Below are 24,976 nucleotides of genomic sequence, written 5' to 3' on the forward strand. Positions count from 1 at the left end.
CGGCCCGTAAAGGTCGGAAATTATCGCCGTTTTTCCACCTTCGATGGATACCTACCAGGACCTCATTACCCAAACCTTCGATTTTCCGAATGCCGATTTTCAGGTGCGTGAAAACGAATTGTTTTTCCACGACATCGACCTGATGGCCCTGGTCGAGAAGCACGGCACGCCGCTGCGCCTCACCTATTTACCTAAAATCAGCTCCCAGATTCAGCGGGCCAAAAAGTGGTTTGCCGACGGCATTGCCAGCACCGGCTACACCGGCTCGTATTCCTACGCCTACTGCACCAAGTCGTCGCACTTCCGCTTCGTGCTCGATGAGGCGCTGAAGAACGACGTGCACCTCGAAACCTCGTCGTGGTTCGACATCAGCATCATTCGCTCGCTCTACGAGCAGGGCAAGTTTGGCAAGGATAAGTACATCATTTGCAACGGGTTCAAGACGGCCGAGTACAAGCAGGAAATCTCCGACCTCATCAACGATGGGTTTGTGAACTGCCTGCCCATCCTCGACTCGCCCAACGAAATCGACTACTACCACGACCACGTCAAAACCAAAACCAACCTGGGTTTGCGGCTAGCCTCCGATGAGGAGCCGCGCTTCCAGTTCTACACCTCGCGCCTGGGTATTCGCTACGCCGACGCGGTGCCGCTCTACGAGCAAAAAATCAAGGACGACCCGCGCTTTGAGCTTACCATGCTGCATTATTTCATCAGCACGGGCATCAAGGATACGTCCTATTACTGGTCGGAACTGTCGCGCTTCATCCACAAGTACTGCGAGCTGCGCAAAATCTGCCCCACGCTGCAAACCATTGACATTGGCGGCGGCCTGCCTATCCAGACTTCAATTCAACTGGAGTACGATTACCCGTACATGATTGCCGAAATCCTGCGTACCATCCAGCGCATCTGCGCCGAGGAAGGCGTGCCAGAGCCCAATATCTTCACCGAGTTTGGCATCTTCACGGTGGGCGAAAGCGGGGCCACCATCTACTCGATTCTGGACGAGAAATTACAGAACGACAAGGAGTTGTGGTACATGATTGATGGCTCGTTCATCACCAACCTGCCCGATACCTGGGCGCTCAACCAGCGCTTCATCATGCTGGCCCTCAACGGCTGGAACCGCCCCTACCGCAAAATCCAGCTCGGCGGCCTCACCTGCGACTCGCAGGACTACTACAACTCGGAAAAGCACATTTACCAGACCTTCCTGCCGCAGCTGCAAGTCCCGCGCAACCAGCCGGCCAGCACGGCGCCTATCTACGTAGGCTTCTTCCACACGGGCGCCTACCAGGAAAGCCTGAGCGGCTACGGCGGCATCAAGCACTGCCTCATTCCGGCGCCCAAGCATGTCATCCTCGACCGCGCCGAAGACGGCACCCTTACCGACTACGTGTTTGCGCCCAAACAGGAGGCTAGCAGCATGCTCAAAATCCTGGGCTATACTGAATAATAAATGAGCCGGTTTGGAGGTTAGGCAGGAAGAAAATAACTATTCTCAGAAACTCTCCCGGCTCGTAATTGCTTAAGGCAGATAGCCCTTATCTTTGAAATCTAACCGCGACTCTCTCAACCAATACCTTTTATGAAGAAGCTTCTTATCCTGGCCGTTGGGGCCGCCACCCTCGGCCTCGGCGCCTGCAACCGCCAGACCTGCCCCGCCTACACCTCGGCCAGGTCGGCCGCCGCGCCGGTTACGGCCAGCACCGCCACGGCGATAGAGCGCCAGTAAGGCTAGCCCCTACTTTTTAATGAAAGCGCCCGGTCTGCACGTAAGTGCGGGCCGGGCGCTTTTTTATGGGCTGGCGTGGGGCGTTACTACTTAAGCTCTCTCCTATAGCTAAAAGCTATTTTTTAGTTTATTTAGTCGGTCTTTCAACCACGAGGCTTAGCTCTACGTCTTAGTAAGCTGACCGCTGGTTAGTTAACAGCTTCATTTCTTTTCTTCCTATGCTTCGTTTTTACGCCTTGCTAACTGGCTTATGGCTGCTAACAATCATTCCTGCCTTTGCACAGCCAGGGAAGTTCAATGGGTTGAGCACCGACCTTAGCAACCTCTACCGGCTCTCGGATGCTAAGAGTCGGTCCATCAGCCCAGAAAACCCAACTGGTGGCAAAGGCCAGGGTAGCCGCGCTACCGAAGGCACCGGCAAGAATGCTGCGCGCGACCTCGGCCCCGGCTGGAAAATTAGCCCTAGCATCATCGTAAAGCCTGGCGAAACCGCCGTGCTAGCCGATATGAGCGGGCCAGGCGCCGTGCAGCGCATCTGGATGACGCCCACCGGGCACTGGCGCTTCGAGATTTTACGGGTCTACTGGGACGATGAGACTACGCCATCTATTGAAGTGCCAGTGGGTGATTTTTTTGGGCAGGGCTGGGAGGAAATGTCCTACCTCACTTCGCTTCCCATCTTGGCTAGCCCCGGCCGGGCCTTCACCTCCTATTGGCAAATGCCCTTTCGTAAGCGGTGCCGCATGACGCTTACCAACATCGATGAGGAGCCCATGACCATCTATTACCAGGTAGATTATGTGTTGACGGATGTGCCAGCTGATGCGGCGTATTTCCACGCCCAGTTTCGGCGCCAGAATCCCATGACGGCAGGCGTACCCTACGTCATTCTGGACGGTGTGAAGGGCAAGGGACAGTACGTAGGCACCTTTCTGGCCTGGAGCCCCCACAGCAACGATTGGTGGGGGGAAGGAGAAGTCAAGTTTTACCTCGACGGCGATGGCCAGTACCCTACCATCAACAACACGGGGCTGGAAGACTACTTCCTGGGCTCGTACAATTTTGAGAATAAAAAGACCCGCGAGTACGTGCCGTTTTGCACGCCCTACGGTGGCCTCAACCAGGTAATCAAGGGCAACGGTCTTTATAACGTGCAGCAGCGCTTTGGCCTCTACCGCTGGCATGTGCCCGACCCCATCCGGTTTGATAAAGACTTGCGCGTAACGGTGCAGGGGCTGGGCTGGCGCTACAATGGCCGTTACTTGCTCACCCGCGATGACGTGGCCTCGGTAGCTTATTGGTATCAGACCGAGCCGCACGCCCCCTTCCCCAAGCTGCCTAGCAAGGACGACTTGGAGGTGAGTCACTACGGCATGTACGACTAGCCCCAGACATAGCCGCGCTGCCTAACTGAATGGGTAGTTAACCTGCTCATTACCCTTCCATTAGCGCACGCTGTCCTTGCTGCCCCGGTTCAACTGGTCCAACAAGTTATCCGCCGCTAGGGTGTCGATGGCCTCACCGCGGCGGCGCCGCGGGGTTTCCTCGGTGTAGCACACGTACTTACGGTTGATTTTGGTGGGCGGCTTGGGGAAGGGGCCATAGTCATACCCGAGCGCTTTATCCTTGTAAATGCTCTCCATGTAGCGGCCGAACACGGGCAGGGCCATGCGGCCACCTTCGCCCTGCTGCGAGCGGAAGAAGTGGATGCTGCGGTCTTCGCCGCCCACCCACACGCCGCTCACGAGGTCCTTGGTGAGACCCATGTACCAGCCGTCGGAGTAGTTGGAGGTAGTACCGGTTTTGCCGCCAATCTGGTTGTTTTTGCGCCACAAATCCTGGAAGTCCCAGAGGCCCTGCGAGGTGCCGCCGGGCTCTTCCATACCGCCGCGCAGCATGTAGGTCATCAGCCAGGCCGTTTCGGGCGAGATGGCGCGCCGCTGCACGGGGTCGAACTGCTGAATGACGTTGCCGTTGCGGTCCTCGATGCGCGTGATGATGCGCGGCTCGGAGCGGAAGCCGTTGTTCATAAACGTGGAATAGGCGTCCACCATCTCGTACACGCTCACGTCGCCGCCCGACCCTAGCCCGATGCTGGGCACCCCGAGCAACGGGCTGGTAATGCCTACTTTATGCGCGTAGTCGGCCACTTTGTTCCAGCCCACTTTCTCGGTGAGCTGGGCCGTGACGGAGTTTACCGAGCGGGCCATAGCGTAGCGCAGGGTCATGTTCATGCCCGTGTATTCGCGGGTCACGTTATCGGGCTGCCACTGCATGGGCTTGCCGTTTTCGACGTAGTTGATAGTCACTCGCTCATCCCGAATACGGTCGCAGGGCGAGTAGCCATTATCCAGGGCAGTTAAATAAACGAAGGGCTTAAAGGTAGAGCCCGCCTGGCGCTTGCCCTGCTTCACGTGGTCGTACTGAAAGAAGCGGTAATCCAGGCCGCCTACCCAGGCCTTAATAGAGCCCGTGAAGGGGTCCATCGTCATCATACCGGCCTGCAGAAAGCGCTTGTAGTAGGCCAGCGAATCGAGCGGCGACATGACGAGCGTAGTATCGCCATCGTCCTTTTTCCAGGTAAACACTTTCATCGGGCGCTTGGCGTGCAGCGCCGAATCGAGGCTAGCGGGGCGGCCTTTGTAGCGGGCGGCCAGGCTTTTGTAGCTCTGGGTGCGCTTCATCTGGGTTTCGATGAAGTCCGGAATTTCGTGGCCTTCCTCGTCTACCCAGGGGTTCTGGCCCTTGTTGCGCCAGAAATTATCGAACTGCTGCTGCAGCTGCTTCATGCGCTGGTGCACGGCCTGCTCGGCGTGGTCCTGCATACGCGAGTCGATGCTGGTGTAGATGCGCAGGCCATCGCGGTACATGTCGTAGCCGTGGGCCTCGCACCAACGGTTTACCGTTTGGCTGATGGCGCCGCGGAAGTACGTATCGGGCCCGTCGATGTGCTTCTCAATCTGATAGTTGAGCACAATGGGCTCGGCCTGCAAGGCCCGCACCTCGGCGGGCTTGAGGGCGCCGGCCTGGCCTAGCCGCTGCAGCACCACGTTGCGGCGGCGGCGCGAGGCGGCCGGGTGAAAGCGCGGGTTGAAGGCCGTGGGGTTATTCAGCACCCCGATGAGCGTGGCGGCCTGAATGGGCGTGAGGCTGTCGGGCGTGGTGCTGAAAAACGTTTTGGCCGCCACCTTAATGCCGAAGGCGTTGGAGCCGTACTCCACGGTGTTGAGGTACATCCGCAGAATTTCCTCCTTGGTGTAGCGGCGCTCCAGCTCCACGGCCGTTATCCACTCCTTGGTTTTGGCCACCAGCGTGCCCACGCCGGGAAGGTGGCTGAGGCCGCCCTGGTTTTCGCCGCGCCGGGTTTTATACAAGTTTTTGGCCAGCTGCTGGCTGATGGTGGAACCGCCGCGCTTATCGCCCCGCAGGCCATAGTACACCGACGACGCCAGCGAGGGCGCATCGATGCCCGAGTGCTTGTAGTAGCGCGCATCCTCGGTGGCAATCAGGGCCTTCACCAGCCAGGGCGAAATCTGGCTCAGCGGCACCGGCGAGCGGTTTTCGCGGAAATAGCGGCCAATGAGTACCCCGTCGGAGGTGAATACCTGCGAAGCCTGCTCCACCTTAGGATTTTCCAATTCCTCCAGGCCCGGAGATTTGCCAAATAAGAACAGAAAATTGCTGCGCACCAGCAGCGGATACGCTAGAAAGAAGCCGACGCCGACAAAGAAGAGCGTCCAGGCCACGCGCACCAGGCGGCGGGTGCCCCGGCCGGGCCTTTTGTGCGGAGCGGCCCCCGCGGGGCGGGCGGGCGAGGAAGAGGGAGTGGCAGGTGGCGTTTTTTCGTCGGCCATGAACGGCAAATCAGGAGCGGGGAGCGGCAAAGATACCAGCCAGCCCTAACGCAACGCCGCCCCTAGCAGTGCCCGGCGCAGCCCGCGCCGCTCGCGGTAGCGCCGGTACGCGATTTCGGCCAGCGCGGCCAGGGTAAAGAACAGCCCCAGCCCCACGCTCCACTTGAGGTAGCGCAGCTGCCGGGCGGTGGGCGCATCGTAGGCGTGCAGGTAGAGGCTGAGGCCCCACAGCTCATCGAGCAGCGTAAATACCCAGATGCGGGCCGCCGCCCGGCGCGGAATGCGGCCCAGCACCACTACCCAGCGAAACAGGTAAAGCACCAGCCCCGGCACGGCTGCCGGGGCCAGCACCGGCTGCGCCAGCAGCAGCGGCACCCCCAGCAACACAATGGTCAGGGTTTCTTTGAGCAGCTGCGCGGCGGCTAGCCCCCGGCCGAGCGCCGACAGGCGCTTGGGCCGGGGTATGGGATGGGCAGAAGGGCGGGGCATGGCCTAAGTGGTAAACCACTAGCAAGTTACGCGCTAGCGCCGCACTACCAAGCCCTGGGCCCGGCACAGCCAGGTAAGTATAATGATTAACAGACCTTTAAGCGAATCGAGCAGCAGGTTATCGGGGCGGCCAAACTGCATATAAATGCCCATACCGATACCTGCCCACCACCAGCCCAGCAGGTAGCATAGCCCCGCGTAGCCCGGCTTGCCCTGCCACACCCGCCCCAGCGCCAGCCCGGCCACCAGGCTCACGAAGAGCAGAAACCAGCCGGTGAGATAGCCCAGAAATGCCGTACTAGGCCCGTATTGCACGCCAAACTTAGCCAGCGTAAAGGCCGGGGCAAAAAAGGCGCCACCCGCCAGGGCCAGCTCTAGCACAACGGCAAAAATCAGGACAATCAGCAGCAGGGTTCGGGGCATAGAAAAGCTGGCTAGCTAGCGGGTGGAAAAGCCCCGAAACTTACGGGTTATTCACCAAATCAAGGCTTTCGCTGTGGCAGCTTTACGCCGCACTACGCTTCCGCTTTTTACGTATGCCAAAGCTGGCTTGCCTCAGCGCACCACGCGCAGCGGTGGCGTGGGCCACTGCCAGGCGCCGGCCGGCCCCGCCGGGGTGGGGCTAGCCACGGCCGGCAGCCCGCCGCGCAGGGCAATGGGGCTATCGGGCCGCTGCATGTGCTCCACGCGGGCGTACTCGTTGGCAATGGCCGCGCAAAAGCCCACCAGCCCGTAGCCGCCGGCCCGGAAGGTGCGCCGGTTGGTGGCGTATACCACCAGGGCCGTGCCGGCCATCAGGCCCCGGTAGGCCTGGCGCCAGAGCCACTTGCTCAGCCAGTTACGCCGGGGCGAGAGCTGCCGGATGGCCACGCAGTGAAAGGCCAGGTGCATCTCCTCATCGAGCAAAATGCGCCGGCAAATCTGCTGCAGCAGCCCCGAGTACGTGGCCCGAAACAGGGCGCGGTAGTAGATGGTGGCCACCACCTCGGCCGTGAGAATAACGCGCACCATGTGCACCAGCCCCAGCGGGCGCCCCAGGCTCCGAAAAATATCGTGCAGCCAGTGCGTTTGCAGGCGCGCAATGCCCTGGCGGTCCATAAACTGCCCTAGCATGGCGGCGTGGCCTTCTTCTTCCTGAATGAACAGGCGCATGGCCGCCGCGTAGTCGGCATCGCCGAGCTGCTCGGCCAGGGCCGTGAGGTGGTCGCCGCCGGTGCCCTCGCCCCGCTGAAACGTTTGGATAGAGGTGCGCACGGCCCGCAGCTCGGCGGGGCCTAGCTGGTGCGGGTCGTCCCAGGCGAGGTCGGCAAAGCGGGCGTGGTTGGTTTGGAAGTAAGTTTTAATATCGTGGAAGGTCATGGCTATGAACAGCTTGAGTGATTATTAAAAAGAAAGCAGCGTCCAGGTGATGCCCAGCAGCATTATTGCGAACTGAAGCACCGTCAGGGTTGCCAGCCACAAGGCGCACCCCAGCCTGAGCCCTGGCGCCTGCGTTCTGGCTAAATCGACGAAGTGGTTGCCGCCTATTATTGCTCGTTGCCAAATGAGCGCGTAGGTCAGCCAAAAAATAATCCAGCCACCTATTCTCACGGAGCGGATATGCTCATACCACTCCAGGGAAAATTCAAAAAGCAGCCACAAAAGGCTGGCGCAGGCCACCGCCCAGCAAATGCTGTGGCTCAGCCACTGCCCTGGCGTCGCGGGCTTGCTGAATGGGTTACGCATAAAAGTTTTCTAGCTCAGAAAAGCAGGTAAATAGGTTGGTGGACAGCGCCTAGATGGTGCGCGCGCGATGCTTCCTTCGTCAGCATGACAGGTGAGAAGCGGGCGGTTATTGCAGCACCGGCAGCTTCAGCAGTAGCTCCGTATCGGGCGGGGCGCTGGCGGTGGGTGGTTCGGGCCCCGCCCCTAGCGTGGCTTGGGGGTCGGTGCCGCGCACCTTGCTCAGGATGCCTTCGAGCAGGGGGCGCATGGCGTCGAGGTGGCGGAATTTTATCATGAAATTCCAGAGCGGCTCAAATTTTTTCCAGCCGCCGGCGTAGGCGAAGTGCTTGAGCTGGTGGCGCAGGGTGTCGTGCACGAGGCTGGCCCGGGTAATATTGGGCCAGGAGTAGAAGTCGCGGTAGGCCTGGTCGTAGCCGTTTTTGAGCTGGCGGGCGGTGAGGTGCGGACCGGGCTGGCACACCACCGTGCGAGTGTCATATTCATTCCAGCGGCGGTGTAGCAGGCGGCCCTGGGTCTCCATCTGCTTGAAAAGCGCCGTGCCCGGGTAGGGCGTGGCAATGTGGAAGGTGGCGGTGGTGATGCCCTGCTCCACAGCCCAATCCACGGTGCGCCGAAACACGTCGGGCCGGTCGTCGTCGAGCCCAAATACGAAGCTGCCGTTTATCATAATCCCTAGGTCGTGCAGGCGCCGGATGGCCGCCGCGTAGTCGCGCCCCAGGTTCTGGGGCTTGTTGCTCGACTTCAGGTTGACCGGGCTCAGCGTTTCAAATCCCACGAACAAGCTACGCAAGCCAGCCTGCGCGGCCTTCTCCAGCAAGCCGTTATCGCGCAGAATGCTATCGACCGTAGCCGCGCCCTGAAACAGCCGGCCCATGCCGCGCATCCCTTCAAAGAGCCCGGCCGCGAAGCGCACATTACCCAGCAAATGGTCGTCGAGGAAGTAGAGGTGGCGGCCGGGCAGGCGGTTTATCTCGGCCAGGGCATCGTCCACGGTTTGGGTGTAAAAAGACTTGCCGCCCTCAAAAAAGGCATCTTTGTAGCAGAAGTCGCAGTGGTGCGGGCAGCCGCGCGTCACCACTATCGAGTTGGGCACCAGGTAGCGCTCGCGCTTGATGAGGTCGCGCCGGATGGGCGGCACGCCCACCAGCGTGCGGCCCGCCCCCGACACGTAGCGCGGCCGGGGCCGCCCAAACTGGAAGTCGTGCAGAAACGCCGGAAACGTTTCCTCGCCCGGCCCCAGAAAAATGCTATCGGCGTGCGGGGCGGCTTCCTCGGGCAGGCTTGTGACGTGCAGGCCGCCCAGGCACACGTAGGCGCCGCGGGCGCGGTAGTGGTCGGCCAGCGCGTAGGCGCGGTAGGCGTTGGTGATGTAGACCTGAATGATAACCAAGTGCGGGGCATCGTGCAGGTGCAGCTTTTCCACGTGCTCGTCCTGCATGTCCACCTCCCAGTCGGGCGGCAGGTAGGCGGCCAGCGTGGCCAGACCCAGCGGCGGAAACAGCGAGTACTTGATGGGCCGCCAATACGGATTGGTGGCCTCGGTGAGGGCGGGCAGAATGAGTTTGACGCGCATGACAAAGTTTTTGTTTTCAGCTACTTGAAATACCAAATCAACCATATCAAATAGGTGCTGCACGCTACTTGAAATAGCGTTAGCAACCCAAGCCAGAGATAGCCTACCGGCTTCAGGTCTGACCGGCTAAAGCTGTGTCGTCCAACCAGTGCCCACCCATTGGCCACAGCATATTTCCAGAGAAGAAAATGTGTGGTTAAGAAGCTTAGGAGGTAGAGAAATAAGCTTTGGTCTGTCTCGTGCAAATAGGGAAAGCCGAACCAACAGCCCCACCAGATGCCCAGGCACGCTACTAGCCATCCCAGGCTGCTTGCCAACCATTCACTAAGCGTTTGCGGGCAAAAAATTGCTTTAATCATGGTCTTAGCTGTTGGTAGGCCTGCTCGGACGCGCCGGTGCGGCTTTGCCAGTCGCGCTGCGGGTACTCGGCCCGGAAGGCGGCTAGCCGGGCGCGCAGCTTGCGGTGCGCCACCTCGCGCGGAATGAGGTGGAAGTAGCCATCGTCGCCTTCTTCTACCAGTTCTTTCGCCTTATCAAGCAAGCCTTCGCGCTCGGCCAGCACGGGCAGCACGCGGGGCGGCATGGTGAGCAGAAAGCCGATGTTGAGGCGCTCGAAGCGCGGCTGCAGGTTGTAGCGCGCAATCCAGATTTCCCAGTTGCCGGCCGCTAGGCTCAGCAGCAGCGCGTAGGCCGCCCACGAGTTGAGCCGCACCAAGCTGAAAGCCGAGCGCCGCTGCCAGATTTTGAGCAGCACTGTGCCCAGCCCAAACAGCGTGAGCAGCAAAAACCCATACACCCCGATACGCTTGTAAGCCAACTCGGTAGCCTCGATGTAGTAGTAGTTGCGCAGCCCCACACTCACGGCCAGCACCGCGTTTTGCACCACCCACAGCGTGGCGCCCCAGCGCAGCAGCGGCAGGCCGGGCTTATAAAAATTGAGGTTGCGCCGGAAAAACCACAGCATGATGCCCGCCGCCAGCAGGATGCTGAAAATCAGCACGTAAGTGCCCTCGTGCACAAACTGCGTGAGGTCGAAACCCGGCGCGGCCCGAAAGCCAAACCACAGCCAGCGCACATCTACAATATTCACTACCAGCAGCAGGGCGTTGAGCAGGCCGAAGCTTACCACGGCCGCCAGCCACTCCTTGCGCAGGGCGAGCGCGCCCCGGTCGGAGTGCGAAAAATTGGGCCGCCGCACCGCAAACGAGGCTACGCCATCGCGCTGCCGCCGCACAAACTCGCCAAAGCGCGACTCGTGGTCGAGGAAATAATGCACCGGCACCACCACCAGCGCGCCCACCGCCCCCACCCCGCACAGCACCAGAAACAGCAGGTGCGGCACCGAAATGGCCTCTACCAGCCGCGCCAGCCAGGTGCCCAGCACCTCCCACAGCTGCGTGCTCAGGGCCGCGTAGCGCGAATTGGCGTAGGTAAACAGGGCCTGAAACACCACCAGTGCCAGTAGCGGCAGGCCCAGCAGCCGCCCGTAGTACCAGCCCCGGCGCAGCCGCCCACCCAGGCCCCGCGGCACGCGCAGGCTACTCAGCACCAGCGCCATACTGGGCAGCACGCCCGCCACGGCCGTGCCTACCGCCGCGCCCACCAGCCGCAGCTGCGGTTGGTTTACCAGCCCCACCAGCAGCAGGCCCGAGGCCAGCGCCGCCAATTCGGCCGCGCCCGAGCCGTACCAGGCCACTAGCCCCCCGCTGACCAGGCAGCCCACCACGGCCACCCAAAAAGCCGCCGTGCGCCGCACCGGCGCGTAGCGAGGCAGCAGCAGCAAGTGCGCCCCTACCAGAAACACCATGTAAATCAGCCCGTTCAGCCCCACCAGTTCGTGCCAGAACAGGTAGTCGCTCAGCCCGGTAGCTACCAGCAGCAGGCTGGCCACTCGGCCCGAAATGCGCGCGGCAGGCGCGGCCTCCAGCGGAGTGCTGGCCGACCAAAAAGCAGTTAAATTCATCTTGAAAGAACTTTGTTATGCAAAGTATTGGGGCAAAAAAAGGGATTATTCAACCGGCTGCTCATCGGTGAGGCCAGCGGGGTACGCTTCCTCTTCGGTAGCGCCGGTGAGGGCTACCAGCAGCTGTACTGCGCTCAAAAACGCCCCTAGCCCGTAGAACACCACCAAAACCGCGTCGTACTCAAAGGGCTCGCTGCTAGCTCTATCGCTCTGGAACGCGTAGGCCCAAAACAACTCGTGCCCCAGGCTCAGCGCCGCCTGCCAGCCAATGGCCCCGCGCCCGGCCCGGCCCCGCACCTGCCGCCAGCGCAGCCCATACAGCACCAGCCCCGGCACCCCAAACCCGCAAACGATGCCGAACAGCAGCGCGCCATTGCTGAGCAGCAGCAGAATATTGGCCGTGTCCTTGAGCTGCATCAGGGTGGCTACCACCCGGCTGGCGCTAACGGGGGTAGGCGCCAACACGGCGCGGTAGGCCGGCATCTGGCTAAGCTGAGGGGCTAGCGGCCGGGGCGCTTCGGGCAATGATTCCATAAGTTTTTTTTGTTTTGTAAGGGTTTATTTTTTAAGTTCTTAAGGCATTCTAACCACACCTGGCTTACTAAGCTTGTTTCTTACATCGCAGCCGGGGCCTAGTCCCACCGCACATCGCTGCTGCCGCTTTTAATGAGCAGGCCCAGCACCAGCAGCAGGCCTGCCAGTAGCCAGCCGGCGCGCAACAGGCCTAGCAGCAGCAGCCAGGCCAACGCCGGCCAGTGCCCCGGCTGCCGGCTAGCCCCCAGGGCCAGATACACCCGCTGAAATGCCTTGTAGGCCTGCTTATGAAACAGCACCGCCCCCACCAGCACCGCCAGCGCCACCACCCATAGCTCACCCAGACCCTCGCTGCCCGACGAGGCCGCGCCGTGCGCATTGGCCCATCCGTTTAGCCACAGGCAGCTACCCAGGCACCCCAGCGCCCAGGCCGCACTGCGGCCCCAGGCGTGCAGCAGGGAAGGGGCGCTAGCAGGTACTGCCTGATTGCTAACGTCAGGCTTTTTACCTAAAGAACTTTGCAACGCAAAGTATAAGGCGAAAAAAAATAGCGCCAGAATGAGTATGGACATACTACTTTTTGATTTGCAGTTAATTGCCTCGCAACAGCTTTTCGAGGGCGGCCAGGTGCTCCTGGAAGGCGGCTTTGCCTTCGGTGGTGGCGGCATAGGTGGTGTTGGGCTTTTTGCCCACAAACTGCTTGTTTACCAGCACGTAGCCGGCTTTTTCGAGGGCGGCCACGTGGCTGGCCAGGTTGCCGTCGGTGAGGTCGAGGCTTTCCTTCAAGTCGTTGAAGCTCACCAGGTCGTTGGCCAGCAGCACGGCCATTACCCCGAGGCGCACGCGGTGGTCGAAGGCTTTGTTGAGGGTGTGGATGGCGTACTTCACGAGGCGGTAAAGTTCGCCCCGGCCGGGCGTTCGTAGCGGTTGTACATCAGCAGGCCGTAGCCAATGTGGCCCAGCCCAAAGCCCAGCCCGAAGAGCAGCAGGCCGTAGCCGGGCAGCAGCAGCGCCACCAGCCCCAGGGCTACCAGCGTGATGCCCAGGTACTTTACCTCATCCAGCGTGTACTTGCTGCCATTGAGCAGGGCTAGCCCATAAAATACCAGCAGGCCCGGCACCACCAGCTCGGGCGCGCCGCTCACGAAGAGCTTGAGGCAAAACAGCCCGCCCGCCACCAGCGGCAGCAGCAGGGCCAGCGCCAAGCGCCGGGCCGGGGCCGTCCAGGCCGAGCGCAGGCCATCGCGCCGGGTGCGGCGCAGCGTAAAAAACGCCGCCACCAGCACCGCCGCCACTATCATGGCCAGGGCTAGCCCCAGCAAAAACGGCAGGGCCGCCAGCCGCTCGCCCTGCGAGGTTTCGAACAGTCGCCGGAAGCCCTGCTCGCCGTATTCCTGCTGCAAATAATAGTGCCCGATGGCCGTGCCAGCCAAGGCTACCACGCCCGCCCCCACCCCACTCAGCCCGCTGAGCGAGATGAAGCGCGAGCTGCGCTCCATAATGGCGCGGATTTCGGTGAGCTGGGCGAGCGGGTCTTGGGCAGCGGGCTTCATGCGGGGCGGTGAAGTACTTTGTGTTGCAAAGCTAGTACGCAAAAGGTAATTATCAGGTGATATTTGAAAAAAAACATGCCCGCGAAACCCAATGCCCTGACGCTACCTGGTGCCTTGCTGTGGCGACATTTCACTTGGCACCTGTGGATGGGGCTGGTTCTCTGGACCTGCTGCGCCGGGCCTTTTGTATTTTATCAGTATTGGCTGCGGAGGGGGCAGGTAATAGCGGAGCCTTTTTATGCAGACCACCGCGCGCAGGCCCTGGCGGGCGTAGCTGCTGAATTTCTTGAGCTTGGCCTGCTGCTCTTTTGTAGTGCGCTAGTGGTTGCGCTGGTTGGCAGTTGCCTGCGGTATCCATTCCTGGCCGCGCTTTGCCGGCAGGCTTACACGCGCATAGGGCTAGTAATCAGGTCCCTGCTGCTTTTTGAGCTGACGATATTTTTACTGGCTATTCCGCCCTGGCCCATTGCCTATAACCGATTCGGGCTAGAAAGCATAAGCCACCAGCTGCGGCTGCTCTGCTTGTTTAGCCTGCCGTGGCTCATCAGTACGGGCGTGGCCTCGTACCGGCTAGCGGCAGCCCTGCTGCTACCGGCCGGCAAATGAGTTTGCACGAGCCAGCCCAACCGCTGGGCGGCTAGGCTGCGCCAATCTACCAACAAGTCAAAAAGGCATTGCAACTCCCTTTTCTGGCTGATGAGCGAGGCAATTTCGCCGACGCACGCTTGCAAAATCAGGTAGCAGACGAGCTTTTTTTGGCACAAGCTTTGGCTTACCTACGGAAAACAAGCCGGAACTTTACCACTCGGCTTGTTTCTTCCAGTACTTTATTGCTCTTGCTTGCCATGAAAAAACGTCTGCTTCTCGTTCTGCCCGTGTTGGCTAGCCTTTCTTTTACTGCTCACGCCCAGTTCAGCCTGCCCACCAACATCGGGGGCTTCAAGCTGCCTACCAAAAAAACCACGACTACCACGACTACGACCACCACCACGGCCGTGAGCGGCCTTACCAACACGGAGGCGGCCAACGGCCTGAAGGAGGCGCTCATTCAGGGCATTTCGAAGGGCTCGGACCAGGCTTCGCAAACCGATGGCTTCAACCTGAACAAGCTCATCCGCATTCCCTTCCCGCCCGATGCCCAGAAAATGGCCAACACCCTGCGCAGCATCGGGCTGGGCAGCCAGGTCGATAAGTTTGAGCTGTCGCTGAACCGGGGCGCCGAGGATGCGGCCAAGAGCGCCAAGCCGATTTTTATCAACGCCATTAAGCAGCTGACGTTCACTGATGTGTGGAACATCCTCACCGGCCAGAAAGACGCCGCCACGCAGTACCTCAAGCGCACTACTACCTCGCAGCTTACCACGGCGTTCATGCCCATTATGCAGCAGAGCCTCGATAAGGTGGACGCTACCAAGTATTACACCTCGCTTAGCTCAACCTACAACAAGCTGCCGCTCGTGACGCCGGTGCAAACCGACCTCAACGCCTATGCCACCGGCAAGGCCATCGATGGCCTGTTCACCCTCATTGCGCAGGAGGAGGCCGACATTCGGGAAAACCCCGTGGCCCGCACCACTTCGCTGCTGAAAAAGGTATTCGGCATCGGCGGTAAATAGCTTGTCCGGTTCAGGAAGCCAAAACGTCTGTCATGCTGAGCTTGTCGCAGCATCTCTCCCGCGCCGCTAGGGTCGTTCGGAAGAGATGCTGCGACAAGCTCAGCATGACAGACGTTTTTTTGTGGCATTTGCGTACCTCAAGCGCGAAGTAACGTACTTGCCGGCTGTGAAGCTACGCCGGCACTTATTCGAGTTTGAAGACCTGCCGTGGTTTCCGGCCGTCATCCGGGCCGGGATGATGGACTACCTGCGGTTTATGATTTCGTGGCTGGGCACCTACCGGCCGGTGGCCCCGCTGCTGGCCCAGGGCCTGCGCCACACCCACCAAACGCACCTGCTGGAGTTGGGCGCCGGCGCGGGCGGCGGCACCGAAACCGTGCTGGCGGCCCTGCGCGCCCAGGGGCTGCCCACCGCCACCATCACCCTCACCGACCTCTACCCGCAGCCCGCCGCTTGGGCCGACGTGGCGCGGCGCACCAACGGCGCCATTAAGGGTCACTGCGCGCCCGTCGATGCCCTGGCAGTGCCAGCGGGGCTAGCCGGGTTTCGGGTTATTTTTTCGGCTTTCCACCACTTTGCGCCGCCGCAGGCCGAGGCGCTGCTGCGCAATGCCGTGGCCAGCGGCCAGGGCGTGGGCGTGTTTGAGGGCGCGGCCAAGAGCTGGCTTGAAATCGGGCTGGCCCTCACGGTGCTGCCGGTGGCCCAGCTGCTGCTGACGCCGTTTTTTCGGCCGTTTCGGCTTAGCCGGCTGTTTTTCACGTATTTGCTGCCCATTATTCCGCTGGCTACCATGTGGGATGGCTCGGTATCCATTCTCCGCATGTATCCGCCCGAGGCGCTGCTGGCCCTGGCCCACCGCGCCGACCCGGGCGGGTGCTACTACTGGCGGGCCGGGCAGCTGCGCCACTGGTGGGGCCCGCGCGTTACGTATCTGGTGGGCTGGCCCGTGGCACCGGCCGGCTAGCTTGCTACCTTCGCCCCATGCTGCCGCCCGCCTACCGCCGAGCTTTTGCGCTGCTGCGCCTGCCGTTTTCACTGTTTCTAATGCCCGTGTTCTGGTTTGGGCTCAGCGCCTTGCGTGAGCCCTTTCAGTGGGGGCGGGCGGCGGCGGTGTTCGCCATTCTGCACCTGCTGGTGTACCCGGCCTCCAACGGCTACAACTCGTACTACGACCGCGACGAGGGCAGCATCGGGGGCCTGGAAACGCCGCCGCCCGTCACGCCCGAGCTGCTGCACCTGGTGTGGCTGTTCGAAACGCTGGCCCTGCTAGCCTCGCTGCTGCTGGGCTGGCCCTTTGCCGCTATGGTGGTAGTATACATTCTGGTGTCGCGGGCCTACAGCTACGAGGGCATCCGGCTCAAAAAATACCCGCTGCTGAGCACGGCCGTGGTGGTCGTTTTCCAAGGGGCGTTCACGTTTAGTATGGCGCAGGTGGGCGTGGGGGCTAGCCCGGCGCAGCTACTGGAACCTACTAATTTGCAATTGGCGCTGGTAAGCACGCTGTTTTTGTGCGGCTCCTACCCACTTACCCAAATCTATCAGCATCAGGAAGATGCGCGGCGCGGCGACCACACCCTGAGCCTGCGGCTCGGCATTCGGGGCACGTTTGGGTTTGCGGCGGGTGGGCTGCTGGCGGGGGCGCTGCTCATGGCCCTCACCTACTGGCAGCGCGGCGAGCTGCGCAGCCTGGGCATTTTTTTGCTGGCTACCGGGCCGGTGGTAGCGCTGTTTTCGCGCTGGGCCTGGCTGGCCTGGCGCAACCCCGCGCTGGCCAATTTCACCTGGACGATGCGCATGAACAAGGTATCGTCGGTGTGCCTGAGCGCGGCGTTTATTGCCATGATGCTGCTGCGCGCCTAGGTCGCTGCCAGCCGGGCAAAGGCCATCGATATCTCGTACTCAATGTCCTGCACTATCAGCAGCCGCTCCTCGTGAATGGAGGCCTGGTAGGCCAGCGCCGTGGCCGTTTCGGGCGATACTTCCCAGCGGGCCAGGGCCGTCAGGGTTTCGATGCGCTGCAACGACAGGGCAATGCGCGCGTGAATGGCCGCCCACAGCGCCGGCGCCTGCTCGGGCGCGGCCACTAGTTCCAGGTCGAGCAGGCGCATGGCAATGCCCGCCATGCGCGCCAACACAAGCTGCTCGTTATCAGTAAATTCGCGGGGTTTCTTATCGAGCACGCACAGCGAGCCAATGGGCTGCCCGGCAGTAGTTTGGATGGGATGGCTGGCGTAAAAGGCAAAGTCTTTCTGGGCCTCGGCGCTTAGCCAGCGGCAGGGGTTCGCCTGCAAATCGGGGAAAACGGTGGTCGTGCCCGGGCTGTACACGGCCACGGCGCAGAGGCTATTTTCGCGGGCTAGCCGGTCGGCCAGCGGCGGGTCGCCCACGTTGCCGGGGTAAGTCACTTCGTCGGCATCTACCAGCGAAACCTGCGCCATGGGCGTGGCAAAGAGCTTGGCCGTGAGGCGGGCTATTTGCTCGAACACATTATGCCGGGCGTGCTCAAGCGCTTTGTACGGTTGTAGCGCTTGCAAACGCGCCGCTTCTTGCGCGGCAGATATCGGAAGAACGGCAGCCATCAGAAAGTGTATAAAACGAAGAACGGGCCAAACGCTACCCACTTGCGAAGGTAGCGTTTGGCCCGTCATTTTCAGAGGCATTTCGTTGCTAGCCGTTCATAGCCAGCAAGAATTCTTCGTTGTCCCTGGTGCCTTTCATGCGGTCCTTGAGGAATTCCATAGCCTCGGTGGCGCTCATGTCGGTCATGAATTTGCGCAGCACCCACACGCGGCTCAGCTCGTCGCGGCTCATCAGCAGGTCTTCGCGGCGGGTGCCGGAAGCCGGAATGTCGATGGCCGGGAACACGCGCTTGTTGGCCAGCTTGCGGTCTAGCTGCAGCTCCATGTTGCCGGTGCCCTTAAATTCCTCGAAGATAACTTCGTCCATCTTCGAGCCGGTTTCGATGAGCGCCGTAGCGATAATCGTCAGCGAGCCAGGGCCTTCGATATTGCGGGCCGCGCCAAAGAAGCGCTTGGGCTTTTGCAGCGCCCCGGCGTCGATACCACCCGAGAGGATGCGCGAGCTGCTGGGCTGCACCGTGTTGTAGGCCCGCGCCAGGCGGGTGATGGAGTCGAGCAGAATTACCACGTCGTGGCCGCACTCCACGAGGCGGCGGGCCTTGTCGAGGGCTAGCTCCGCGATTTTCACGTGGCGGTCGGCGGTTTCATCGAAGGTCGAGCTGAGCACTTCGGCTTTCACCGAGCGGGCCATGTCGGTCACTTCCTCGGGGCGCTCATCTATCAGCAGGATAATGAGATACACCTCGGGGTGGTTTTCCGAAATTGCGTTGGCAATTTCCTGCAACAGCACCGTTTTGCCGGTTTTGGGCTGGGCCACGATGAGGCCGCGCTGGCCCTTGCCGATGGGCGCAAACAGGTCGAGCACGCGGGTGCTTACCTGGGTGGGCTTGGTCGAGAGCTTGAGTTTCTCATCGGCAAAAAGCGGCGTTAAGTGGCTGAATGGCACGCGGTCGCGTACTTCCTCCACCGTGCGGCCGTTGATGCCTTCCACGTTCACCAGGGCAAAATACTTCTCATTTTCGCGGGGCGGGCGCATGGTGCAGCTCACCGTGTCGCCGGCCTTGAGGCCAAACTGCCGCACCTGCTGCGGCGACACATAAATGTCGTCGGGCGAGGACAGGTAATTGTAGTAAGGCGAGCGCAGGAAGCCGTAGCCACCGTCGGGCATCAGCTCCATGGTGCCCGAGCCGGGCACCACCAGGTCGAGTTCGGGTGCGCGGGCCGGGCGCTGCTGCTGCGGCTGGCGCTGGCCGTCGCTCTGCTGGGTATTGTTGGCTGCTGCTACGGGCTGGCTGCCAGCACCTTGCTCGCCGGCCGGCTGGCCTTCGAGGCCCTGGCGCTGGCGCTCTTCGCGGCGCTGCTGGCGCTGGGCTTCGCGCTGGGCGTAGCGCTCTTCGCGGCTCAGGCGGGGCTGGTCGGTAGCGCCGGCGCCGTTTACGGGGCGCGCCTCGCGGGGCTGGTCGTTGTTGTAGCGGCTCTGATTCTGGTTGGTGCCGCCTTCGCGCGGCTCCCGGTTTTCGCGAAACTCGGTGCGCGGCTGGTCGTTGCGGCCCAGGCGCTGGCCATTATCGCGGTTGTCGCGGGAGTCGCGCTCGAAGCGCGACTCGCGGTTGTCGCGGCGGTCGGCGGTTACATCGGCGGCGGCTTCAGTAGCTGCTTCGGGCGCAGCCGCAACCGCGTCGGACGAGGCCAGGGGCTGCGTATCAGCGGTAGCCGCCTCGGGGCTGGCCGCCGCCTGGCCGGGCTCGCGGCGGGGCAGCGGGCGGCCGGCGCGGTCTACGCGCTCGCGGCGCTCGCGCCGCACCGGGGCGCTTTCACCGGCCGAGTGCGTTTCGGCGGTGGGGTTGGTTTCGGTGGGCGGCATAGTAGCCTCTTCGGCGGCCACCGATACGCTAGCCACGGCTTGCTCATCGGCTTCTACCCGTTCGAGGCGCGTGGGCTGGGGAATTTCCTCCACCACAACTTCTTGGTAGACAGGGGCAACCGGCTCCGCTACGGCGGGTGCCGGCGCGGCTACATCGGTAAAGGGCTGCTCGGCTACGGCGGCGGTGGCAGGGCGCCGCCGGCCGCTGCCGCCCCTAGCGCCCCGGGCGGGGGCAGCGGCGCTTTCGGCCGCTACGGGGGCCACCTCGGCTGCGGGCGCAGGCTCGGCTGCAGCTACTGCCGGCGCGGGCACTTTTTTACCCGGTAGCTGGTCGGCGGGCAACAGGGCTTGCTGGTCCAGGATTTTATAAATCAAATCCTGCTTGCTCAGGCGCTTAAAATTGCCAACGTTCAGTTGCTCAGCAATTTCTTTGAGGTCGGACAGCAGCCGGTCCTTCAGCTCATTGAGGGTATACATAAACTAAATAGGGAGGGGAAATCAGAACGGGCTAGCCCAAGGCGCTGCGGAAAGGTGCTGGCAACGAGGCCATACGAAGCCGCCCCGGCCCAAAGGCCGAAAACCAACTACACGAAGCGCCTAAGCGCCACACAACCAACAAGGCGGCAGGCAATAAACAGGAAATGAGTGAGGTGTAAGAAAGGCAGCCGGCAGCTCCACCAAAAGCAACCTGATTGAGCCGGCCACGCAGCAGGCTGGCCCGGTAGGCTAGCCTGGCCGGCCCCGCGGGCCGGCTTGCTGCTGCAATATTAAGCCATTACGGGCAAACGGCCAACAGGTTCAGCGGGGAGGAAGCCAGAATTGGGCCGGCCGCGGGAATAATTATTCGGCCCATAATTCTTCCCGCGGCCGGCCCAATTCCAACTTCTTCCGCAGAAAACTACCTTTGCCCGCATTATGCTGCAAATTTCCGTTCTTAAAGAGCAGACCGCCCGCGTGCTGGCCGGCCTCGCCAAACGCAATTTTAAAACGGCCGAAGCTGATGTGCAGGCCATCCTGGACCTCGACCAGCGCCGCCGTGCCCTGCAAACGCAGCACGACGCCGCCCAGGCCGAGGCCAACGAGCTGGCCCGCCAGATTGGGGGGCTGATGCAAATGTCTAAAAATCGTACATTAGATGCTTTTACTGAAAATAAAGAAAAGGCGGATGCCCTAAAGCTGCGCACGGCCGAGCTGAAAACCCAGATTAAGGCGCACGCCGACGAGCTGGCTGCCGCCGAGCAGCAGCAAACCCAGCTGCTGTATAAAATCCCGAATATCCCGCACGAAAGCGTACCCACCGGCCGCTCGGCCGACGACAACGAGGTGGTGCGCGAGGGCGGCACCAAGCCCGAGCTGGCCGCCGGTGCCCTCCCCCATTGGGAACTGATAAAAAAGTATGATATCATTGACTTTGAGCTAGGTATCAAAATTACCGGCGCGGGCTTTCCGGTGTATAAGGGCCAGGGCGCGCGCTTGCAGCGGGCGTTGGTCAACTTTTTTCTCGACCAGGCGCGCGACGCGGGCTACACCGAGGTGCAGCCCCCCATCCTGGTGAACGAGGCTAGCGGCTACGGCACCGGCCAACTGCCTGATAAAGAAGGCCAGATGTACCACGACGCCCAGGATAACCTGTACCTCATCCCGACCTCGGAGGTGCCGATTACCAACCTGTACCGCGACGAGATTATTCCGGCCGACAAGCTGCCCGTGCGCAACACCGGCTACACGCCCTGCTTCCGGCGCGAGGCCGGCTCGTGGGGTGCCGACGTGCGGGGGCTGAACCGCCTGCACCAGTTCGATAAGGTGGAGATTGTGCAGATTACGCAGCCCGAAAACTCCTACGCCGCCCACGAAACCATGGTGGCGCACGTGGAGCAGCTGCTGCAGCTGCTGAAGCTGCCCTACCGCGTGCTGCGCCTGTGCGGCGGCGACATGGGCTTTACCTCTGCCCTCACCTACGACCTGGAGGTGTGGAGCGCCGCCCAGGGCCGCTGGCTGGAGGTGTCGTCGGTGAGCAACTTTGAAACCTTCCAGGCCAACCGCCTCAAGTGCCGCTACCGGGGCGAGGGCGGCAAAACCCAGCTGCTGCACACGCTCAACGGCTCGGCGCTGGCCCTGCCGCGCATTGTGGCCGCGCTGCTCGAAAACAACCAGACGCCCGACGGCATCCGGCTGCCGCAGGTGCTGCACAGCTACTGCGGCTTCGATACCATAGGCTAGCGTTTTAGCATTTTTCTTTTATTTAACAGGCCGCTTTTCTGATTTAAGAAAAGCGGCCTGTTCTTTTTATCCAAATTTGGGATAGCTGTTCTGGCCCTTAATGGGGCTCAGAGTATAGTTATTTTATAAAATTTATAAATTTTTACGGTTTACAATCCAAAAGCTGAATAGTATCGTTCGTATGAATGTAGTTTAGAATCGTCAACTTAATCATTCGTGCTGTACATGATAAACTTCGACTTCTATCGCCCTTCCCTACTAGCGCTGGCTATGGGGCTTTTTGCCGGTAGCTCGGCCTTCGCCCAAACAGCCGCTGTGCCTGATGGCAACGTTGCTTTTGCCAGCCCCGCCGACGATGCGCCGGGCATCGCGCTACAGCTAAGCCAGCCGCCGGCCCCCGAGGCTACGGCTTCTTTCTACGACAGCTCGCACAAAGACCTGCGGCAATCGCTGGCTTGGATGCAGGAAACCAATACCGTGGCTCCTACCTACTGGAACCTGTACACGGAGGCGCGCATTCGCCTGCAAATGCAGGACTACCCCGGGGCCCGGGCTACCGCCGAGCAGGCTTATAAATTGGCAATCAAGGCGCTGCCCCTGAGCCAGGCCTACGTAACGCTCAGCGCCGCCGTGGTGGCCAAGGCGCAGCAGCTGGCCAGCCGCTAGCCGCTGCTACGGCTTTTGAGCCGCCGCTTTTCTTCGCGCAGCCCGCCCACCCGGCGGGCTGCGCTATTTTTGACCCGGCAAGTATGTGCCGCCTTATTTTCGTTTGCTTGATTATGAAGAATTTTGCCACCCACCTCGGCGCCGCCGTGGTGCTGACGACTACTTTGCTGGCTGCCCCCACCGCGCAGGCCCAGATTGCCACCCCGCAGGCTAGCCCCAAAAGCACGGTAACCCAGCGCGTGGGCCTCACCGATGTTACCATTACCTACTCGCGGCCCAGCGTGAAGGGCCGCACTATTTTTGGCGGCGACAAAACGGTGGTGGCCAACGGCAAGCGCTGGCGCACCGGGGCTAATGCCACCACCAGCATCAAGTTTTCGGACGATGTGCTGATTGAGGGCGTGAAGGTGCCGGCCGGCGAGTACGGCCTCTACACCGTGCCGCGCCCCAATGAGTGGACGGTAGTGCTCAACAAAAGCCTCAAGCAAGGAGCTGACGTTGACGGCTTTAAGGATGACCAGGACGTAGCCCGCTTCACCATCAAGCCCTACAAGCTGGCTAGCAAGGTCGAAACCTTCACCATCACCTTCACCGACCTTACGCCGGCGACCGCCAACGTGGCGATGGACTGGGAAAATACGGGGGCCAAGTTTAAAATCACCAGCGACGTAGACAGCAAGGTGATGGCCCAGATTGACGAGAAAGTCGTCAAAAACGCCAGCCCCGCCGCCGGCGACCTGGCCGCTGCCGCCGTGTATTACTACGACAACAACAAGGACCTGAAGCAGGCGCTGGCCTGGATTCAGAAGGCTAATGCCACCGACCCCAAATTCTGGAACGTGAACACGGAGGCCAAAATCCGCCTCAAGATGAAGGACTATAAAGGCGCCGTGGCCGCCGCCGAGCAGTCGAAAAAACTGGCCCTGGCCGCTACCCCGCCCAACGGCGACTACGCCAAAATGGGCGACGAGCTGGTAGCCGAGGCTAAGAAAATGGGTAAGTAAGCCAGCCTACTCAAAGCCAGCTACCACCAGCACGTCATGCTGACGCCGGCCGCCGCTCACTCGCATCGTGGAGGTTAGTACCCCTAGCAACTGCGAGCGAGCGGCTGCCTGCGTCAGCATGACGTGCTTTTTCAGGCTACTGCTACGTTCTGATTTTTTTACAAAAACAGCCTGGCCCTCCTACCCCATTGCCTGGTTCAGGGCAATAATGGCGGGCTTATAATCTTCGCGGGCCAGAATAAACTGGATGTTGACCTTGCGCAGCGCAAAGCCGGCGCTGCAAATATTGATGCCGGCCTCGGCCAGCGCCACGGCCGCGCGGGCCAGCAGGCCTAGCTGGTCGATATTGGAGCCGATGAGGCACACCATCGACACCTGCTCGATGGTCACCTTCTCATACTTGGCTTCCAAGGTGGCTACGAGCTGCGGCTTGAGGTCTTTCTGCCAGATAACGAGCGAGATACTATTGGCGCTGGTGGCCTTGAAGATGTAGCTTACCCCTAGCTCGTCGAAGGCCTGCATGAGGTGCAGGTCGAAACCGGCCGCGCCCACCATGAGTGGGTCGTAAATGTCGATGATGACGACTTTATCGGTGCCGGTGATGACTTCAACGTGCTTTTCGGGCGACACGTAGTCGCGGGTGATGAGCGTGCCGGGATGCTCGGGCTCGAAGGTGTTTTTGATACGCAGGTCGATGGCATTGATTTCCAGCGGCTTCGAGGCCTTGGGATGAATGGCTTCCATGCCCACATCGGCGAGCTGGTCGGCCACGTCGTAGTTGGTGAAGCCCACGGGGTGGCACTGGTCCACGCCCACCATCATAGGGTCGGCCGAGCAGAGGTGGTATTCTTTGTGAATGATGGCCTCCTGCGGCTTCACGGCCACGGCTATCTTACTGAAAGTCACCTCCGAATACCCACGGTCGAACTCGCGCATAATGCCCTCGGTGCCCTTGGTGTAGCCGGTGGCAATGCAGATAGTACCGGCAAAATCGATGCCCGCGAAAGCCTGCTGAATGCGCTCATCAATGGTGAGCGCCCGCGCATCATCAAAGCCGCTGAGGTCGATGAGCGTGGCATTTACGCCCTTGTTTTGCAGGATATTGACCGAGTTGAAGGCCGAGTGCGCCTCGCCGATGCTGGCCAGAATTTCGCGGGCCGCCTGCAGGATATTGGCGCTGTTCACGTAGCCCGAGGCCAGCACATTGACGAGGCTGGCCAGGTAGGCCTGGGCCTGGTCGATGCGCTGCTGGATGAAGGCATCGGCCACGGCCAGGTCGAGGCCTAGCGGGGCGTAGGTCTTGTTCAGCTCCTTGAGCTTGTCGGCCACTTCCTGCAAGGCGGTCCGAAACTCCTGGTGCTCGGTGATGCGGTGGTACACGCCGGGCGCGCCGGTTTTCTTGTTCTCCAGCAGCCAGTTGGTAACGCCGGCGTAGGCCGAGACCACGAAAATGCGGTTGTATAGCTCCTGGCCCTGGCGGCCGTGGAAGACGATGTTCTGGAGGACATCGGCGAAGGCGGTCATGGAAGTACCGCCGATTTTTTCTACTGTGAGCATGGTAGCGGGCGCTGCCCTGGCGCCGAACCCCACCCCCCGGC

The 24,976-nt window shown here is 61.3% G+C and carries 23 protein-coding genes; 9 read left to right on the top strand and 14 right to left on the bottom strand.

What is annotated here, in order from left to right:
• Positions 1 to 43 precede the first annotated feature (43 nt).
• From Q5H89_RS02020 to Q5H89_RS02030, 3 genes are all read left to right on the top strand, one after another.
• The gene (locus Q5H89_RS02020) at positions 44 to 1,459 is read left to right on the top strand and encodes an arginine decarboxylase (RefSeq protein WP_305017619.1); all 1,416 of its coding nucleotides are present in this window, start codon (positions 44 to 46) and stop codon (positions 1,457 to 1,459) included.
• A 132-nt stretch (positions 1,460 to 1,591) separates the two neighbouring features.
• On the top strand, positions 1,592 to 1,738 hold the full coding sequence (locus tag Q5H89_RS02025; protein ID WP_305017620.1) for a hypothetical protein: 147 nt from the start codon (positions 1,592 to 1,594) through the stop codon (positions 1,736 to 1,738).
• Positions 1,739 to 1,956: 218 nt separating this feature from the next.
• Positions 1,957 to 3,123 carry a glycoside hydrolase family 172 protein gene (locus Q5H89_RS02030; protein WP_305017621.1) on the top strand — a complete coding sequence of 389 codons (1,167 nt, stop codon included), beginning with the start codon at positions 1,957 to 1,959 and terminating at the stop codon, positions 3,121 to 3,123.
• Between the two features lie 60 nt (positions 3,124 to 3,183).
• Here the strand turns inward: Q5H89_RS02030 and Q5H89_RS02035 are convergent, their stop codons facing one another.
• The 11 genes from Q5H89_RS02035 to Q5H89_RS02085 all read right to left on the bottom strand — a co-directional run bounded on the left by Q5H89_RS02035 (position 3,184) and on the right by Q5H89_RS02085 (position 13,429).
• Positions 3,184 to 5,592 (bottom strand): transglycosylase domain-containing protein, encoded by a 2,409-nt coding sequence (locus Q5H89_RS02035; protein ID WP_305017622.1) that lies wholly within the window; start codon positions 5,590 to 5,592, stop codon positions 3,184 to 3,186.
• A gap of 45 nt (positions 5,593 to 5,637) precedes the next feature.
• Complete coding sequence (locus tag Q5H89_RS02040) at positions 5,638 to 6,081, bottom strand: hypothetical protein (protein WP_305017623.1); 444 nt, start codon at positions 6,079 to 6,081, stop codon at positions 5,638 to 5,640.
• Between the two features lie 33 nt (positions 6,082 to 6,114).
• Positions 6,115 to 6,504, bottom strand: coding sequence for a hypothetical protein (locus Q5H89_RS02045; protein WP_305017624.1), 390 nt, complete (start codon positions 6,502 to 6,504; stop codon positions 6,115 to 6,117).
• Positions 6,505 to 6,636: 132 nt separating this feature from the next.
• On the bottom strand, positions 6,637 to 7,440 hold the full coding sequence (locus Q5H89_RS02050) for a ferritin-like domain-containing protein (RefSeq protein ID WP_305017625.1): 804 nt from the start codon (positions 7,438 to 7,440) through the stop codon (positions 6,637 to 6,639).
• A 24-nt stretch (positions 7,441 to 7,464) separates the two neighbouring features.
• A complete protein-coding gene (locus Q5H89_RS02055; protein WP_305017626.1) occupies positions 7,465 to 7,806 on the bottom strand; it encodes a hypothetical protein in 342 nt (113 codons plus the stop codon).
• Between the two features lie 106 nt (positions 7,807 to 7,912).
• Complete coding sequence (locus Q5H89_RS02060; RefSeq protein WP_305017627.1) at positions 7,913 to 9,379, bottom strand: B12-binding domain-containing radical SAM protein; 1,467 nt, start codon at positions 9,377 to 9,379, stop codon at positions 7,913 to 7,915.
• A 355-nt stretch (positions 9,380 to 9,734) separates the two neighbouring features.
• The gene (locus tag Q5H89_RS02065; protein ID WP_305017628.1) at positions 9,735 to 11,342 is read right to left on the bottom strand and encodes a DUF4153 domain-containing protein; all 1,608 of its coding nucleotides are present in this window, start codon (positions 11,340 to 11,342) and stop codon (positions 9,735 to 9,737) included.
• A 45-nt stretch (positions 11,343 to 11,387) separates the two neighbouring features.
• Positions 11,388 to 11,876 carry a hypothetical protein gene (locus Q5H89_RS02070; protein WP_305017629.1) on the bottom strand — a complete coding sequence of 163 codons (489 nt, stop codon included), beginning with the start codon at positions 11,874 to 11,876 and terminating at the stop codon, positions 11,388 to 11,390.
• Between the two features lie 98 nt (positions 11,877 to 11,974).
• A complete protein-coding gene (locus tag Q5H89_RS02075) occupies positions 11,975 to 12,400 on the bottom strand; it encodes a hypothetical protein (protein ID WP_305017630.1) in 426 nt (141 codons plus the stop codon).
• Between the two features lie 67 nt (positions 12,401 to 12,467).
• Positions 12,468 to 12,764 (bottom strand): winged helix-turn-helix domain-containing protein, encoded by a 297-nt coding sequence (locus Q5H89_RS02080; RefSeq protein ID WP_305017631.1) that lies wholly within the window; start codon positions 12,762 to 12,764, stop codon positions 12,468 to 12,470.
• On the bottom strand, positions 12,761 to 13,429 hold the full coding sequence (locus Q5H89_RS02085) for a hypothetical protein (RefSeq protein WP_305017632.1): 669 nt from the start codon (positions 13,427 to 13,429) through the stop codon (positions 12,761 to 12,763). The genes Q5H89_RS02080 and Q5H89_RS02085 overlap by 4 nt, the downstream gene beginning before the upstream one ends.
• 845 nt (positions 13,430 to 14,274) lie before the next feature.
• Between Q5H89_RS02085 and Q5H89_RS02090 the strand changes: the two genes are divergently transcribed.
• From Q5H89_RS02090 to Q5H89_RS02100, 3 genes are all read left to right on the top strand, one after another.
• A complete protein-coding gene (locus tag Q5H89_RS02090; RefSeq protein WP_305017633.1) occupies positions 14,275 to 15,045 on the top strand; it encodes a DUF4197 domain-containing protein in 771 nt (256 codons plus the stop codon).
• A 121-nt stretch (positions 15,046 to 15,166) separates the two neighbouring features.
• Complete coding sequence (locus tag Q5H89_RS02095; RefSeq protein ID WP_305017634.1) at positions 15,167 to 16,009, top strand: class I SAM-dependent methyltransferase; 843 nt, start codon at positions 15,167 to 15,169, stop codon at positions 16,007 to 16,009.
• Positions 16,010 to 16,026: 17 nt separating this feature from the next.
• Complete coding sequence (locus Q5H89_RS02100; RefSeq protein ID WP_305017635.1) at positions 16,027 to 16,905, top strand: UbiA family prenyltransferase; 879 nt, start codon at positions 16,027 to 16,029, stop codon at positions 16,903 to 16,905.
• Here Q5H89_RS02100 and Q5H89_RS02105 read toward each other — a convergent pair.
• Entirely contained in the window at positions 16,902 to 17,624 is a 723-nt protein-coding gene (locus Q5H89_RS02105; RefSeq protein ID WP_305017636.1) for a GAF domain-containing protein, read from the bottom strand. The two genes, Q5H89_RS02100 and Q5H89_RS02105, sit on opposite strands and share 4 nt — an antisense overlap.
• An 88-nt stretch (positions 17,625 to 17,712) precedes the next feature.
• Positions 17,713 to 19,965, bottom strand: a complete 2,253-nt coding sequence (gene rho / locus Q5H89_RS02110; RefSeq protein ID WP_305017637.1) for a transcription termination factor Rho — start codon at positions 19,963 to 19,965, stop codon at positions 17,713 to 17,715.
• A gap of 438 nt (positions 19,966 to 20,403) precedes the next feature.
• Here rho and serS point away from each other — a divergent pair, with 438 nt between their 5' ends.
• The 3 genes from serS (at position 20,404) to Q5H89_RS02125 (ending at position 23,378) form a co-directional block, all read left to right on the top strand.
• Entirely contained in the window at positions 20,404 to 21,708 is a 1,305-nt protein-coding gene (gene serS, locus Q5H89_RS02115; RefSeq protein WP_305017638.1) for a serine--tRNA ligase, read from the top strand.
• A gap of 270 nt (positions 21,709 to 21,978) precedes the next feature.
• Complete coding sequence (locus Q5H89_RS02120) at positions 21,979 to 22,374, top strand: hypothetical protein (RefSeq protein WP_305017639.1); 396 nt, start codon at positions 21,979 to 21,981, stop codon at positions 22,372 to 22,374.
• 113 nt (positions 22,375 to 22,487) lie between these two features.
• Positions 22,488 to 23,378 (top strand): DUF2911 domain-containing protein, encoded by an 891-nt coding sequence (locus Q5H89_RS02125; protein ID WP_305017640.1) that lies wholly within the window; start codon positions 22,488 to 22,490, stop codon positions 23,376 to 23,378.
• A 180-nt stretch (positions 23,379 to 23,558) separates the two neighbouring features.
• Here Q5H89_RS02125 and Q5H89_RS02130 read toward each other — a convergent pair whose 3' ends face one another.
• The gene (locus tag Q5H89_RS02130) at positions 23,559 to 24,935 is read right to left on the bottom strand and encodes an aspartate kinase (protein ID WP_305017641.1); all 1,377 of its coding nucleotides are present in this window, start codon (positions 24,933 to 24,935) and stop codon (positions 23,559 to 23,561) included.
• Positions 24,936 to 24,976 lie beyond the last annotated feature (41 nt).

Origin of the sequence: Hymenobacter cheonanensis, from assembly GCF_030581075.1 — a bacterium.
Classification (GTDB): Bacteria; Bacteroidota; Bacteroidia; order Cytophagales; family Hymenobacteraceae; genus Hymenobacter.

Coding starts and splice junctions, on each gene's coding strand:
- Q5H89_RS02030 (WP_305017621.1), top strand. CDS start 1,957: ATGCTTCGTTTTTACGCCTTGCTAACTGGCTTATGGCTGCTAACAATC.
- Q5H89_RS02070 (WP_305017629.1), bottom strand. CDS start 11,876: ATGGAATCATTGCCCGAAGCGCCCCGGCCGCTAGCCCCTCAGCTTAGC.
- Q5H89_RS02055 (WP_305017626.1), bottom strand. CDS start 7,806: ATGCGTAACCCATTCAGCAAGCCCGCGACGCCAGGGCAGTGGCTGAGC.
- Q5H89_RS02125 (WP_305017640.1), top strand. CDS start 22,488: ATGAAGAATTTTGCCACCCACCTCGGCGCCGCCGTGGTGCTGACGACT.
- serS (WP_305017638.1), top strand. CDS start 20,404: ATGCTGCAAATTTCCGTTCTTAAAGAGCAGACCGCCCGCGTGCTGGCC.
- Q5H89_RS02130 (WP_305017641.1), bottom strand. CDS start 24,935: ATGCTCACAGTAGAAAAAATCGGCGGTACTTCCATGACCGCCTTCGCC.
- Q5H89_RS02025 (WP_305017620.1), top strand. CDS start 1,592: ATGAAGAAGCTTCTTATCCTGGCCGTTGGGGCCGCCACCCTCGGCCTC.
- Q5H89_RS02020 (WP_305017619.1), top strand. CDS start 44: ATGGATACCTACCAGGACCTCATTACCCAAACCTTCGATTTTCCGAAT.
- Q5H89_RS02060 (WP_305017627.1), bottom strand. CDS start 9,379: ATGCGCGTCAAACTCATTCTGCCCGCCCTCACCGAGGCCACCAATCCG.
- Q5H89_RS02100 (WP_305017635.1), top strand. CDS start 16,027: ATGCTGCCGCCCGCCTACCGCCGAGCTTTTGCGCTGCTGCGCCTGCCG.
- Q5H89_RS02120 (WP_305017639.1), top strand. CDS start 21,979: ATGGGGCTTTTTGCCGGTAGCTCGGCCTTCGCCCAAACAGCCGCTGTG.
- Q5H89_RS02090 (WP_305017633.1), top strand. CDS start 14,275: ATGAAAAAACGTCTGCTTCTCGTTCTGCCCGTGTTGGCTAGCCTTTCT.
- rho (WP_305017637.1), bottom strand. CDS start 19,965: ATGTATACCCTCAATGAGCTGAAGGACCGGCTGCTGTCCGACCTCAAA.
- Q5H89_RS02045 (WP_305017624.1), bottom strand. CDS start 6,504: ATGCCCCGAACCCTGCTGCTGATTGTCCTGATTTTTGCCGTTGTGCTA.
- Q5H89_RS02065 (WP_305017628.1), bottom strand. CDS start 11,342: ATGAATTTAACTGCTTTTTGGTCGGCCAGCACTCCGCTGGAGGCCGCG.
- Q5H89_RS02085 (WP_305017632.1), bottom strand. CDS start 13,429: ATGAAGCCCGCTGCCCAAGACCCGCTCGCCCAGCTCACCGAAATCCGC.
- Q5H89_RS02050 (WP_305017625.1), bottom strand. CDS start 7,440: ATGACCTTCCACGATATTAAAACTTACTTCCAAACCAACCACGCCCGC.
- Q5H89_RS02105 (WP_305017636.1), bottom strand. CDS start 17,624: ATGGCTGCCGTTCTTCCGATATCTGCCGCGCAAGAAGCGGCGCGTTTG.
- Q5H89_RS02040 (WP_305017623.1), bottom strand. CDS start 6,081: ATGCCCCGCCCTTCTGCCCATCCCATACCCCGGCCCAAGCGCCTGTCG.
- Q5H89_RS02035 (WP_305017622.1), bottom strand. CDS start 5,592: ATGGCCGACGAAAAAACGCCACCTGCCACTCCCTCTTCCTCGCCCGCC.